Annotated in this window: 1 protein-coding gene; it reads left to right on the top strand. The window is 47.6% G+C overall.

Annotated features, from left to right (window positions below):
* Window positions 1-159: 159 nt before the first annotated feature.
* The gene (locus AK963_RS29000; RefSeq protein ID WP_238593890.1) at window positions 160-1,140 is read left to right on the top strand and encodes an FAD-binding oxidoreductase; all 981 of its coding nucleotides are present in this window, start codon (window positions 160-162) and stop codon (window positions 1,138-1,140) included.
* Window positions 1,141-1,376 lie beyond the last annotated feature (236 nt).

The raw sequence follows: 1,376 nt of genomic DNA on the forward strand, positions 1-1,376 counted from the left end.
GATTCAAATAGCCCCAATAACTCTTTTGTTCCAAGCTGCCCGGCTTCATTGAGTGCACGCTGTAAACTATCTTCAAGATTCAGCATGTTGCCTGAATCTATAGAAACTTCAATTTGCAAAACGATGCTTTTGGTAGAGCTGGAAATAACAGAAGCGGGCATGACAGTTAACTATTATGAGTGGTGTTCCCATAGTAGCTGTGAAAATAGAGCACTATTGTTTCAATCATTCAGAGAGAGCACCCTTCTGGAAGCCGTAGCCCATGTCCTGGGAGAAGCCGCAACCGATGACATTCTCAATGCGTGGACAGAAGCCTATGGTTTCCTGGCGGACCTTTTCATTGAAGTAGAGGAAGGGATTTACCGGGAGAATGAGCAGTTAGCAGGGGGCTGGCGGGGCACTCGTGAGTTCAAAGTGGTGAACAAGGTTAAAGAGAGTGACCTGATCACATCCTTCTATTTTGAACCAGTGGATGGTTTACCGGTAGCTGACTACCAGCCCGGGCAATATATTGGCATCTACCTGCACCCGGAACAATCAGAGCATCGCTGTATTCGTCAATACAGCCTATCCGATGCCCCAAATGGCAAGAGCTATCGTATTTCAGTAAAGCGTGAAGGTGAAGGAGAAACCCAGGGCATGATCTCTCACTATCTTCACGACCATGTACAGGTAGGTGATGTTGTAGAACTATGCCCACCCAGTGGCGATTTCTATCTGAATCACCGTACAGATGTTCCTGTTGTCCTGATGAGTGGTGGTGTTGGCCAGACGCCCATGTTAAGCATGCTGAACAGCCTGACCAGCAAAAAAACCGGGCAACCGATTATTTTTGTACACGGCGCCATCAACAGCAAAGTACATGCCTTTGATCAGCACGTCAGGGATATAGCAGAGGAAAACGACAACATAGAACAGGTTCTGTTTTACGATGAGCCAACCGGTGATTGCTCTGCTCATCATTATGCAGGCAGGACGGACCTGGAACTGATCCGCGAGAAGATCGACCTGCCAGGAGCCCACTATTACTTCTGTGGTCCACTGGGGTATATGTCGATGGTGAAAGCGTCATTGCAGGGCTGGGGAGTGACTGAAGACCGACTTCACTACGAAGTGTTTGGCCCTCATAAAAACCTCTGATTCTTTTTGTGCCTCTGAGAAAAAGATAAGACTTTTTCAACCACGAAGGCGCCGGTAATTGCTCCTGCATTACCGGCACTTCCGCCATCCCTGGCGGTCGCACCAAGTTATACCAATCGCATTTTCTAAATCCTTAAGCTGCCGCCAACTATGCTTAGGCATCATTACCATGCATTATCTAGAACAGATGTCTCGTCGACCACAGCTACCCGAAGGTTTTAATGATGTTGATTTTC

This window comes from Endozoicomonas atrinae, assembly GCF_001647025.1.
Lineage (GTDB): Bacteria > Pseudomonadota > Gammaproteobacteria > Pseudomonadales > Endozoicomonadaceae > Endozoicomonas > Endozoicomonas atrinae.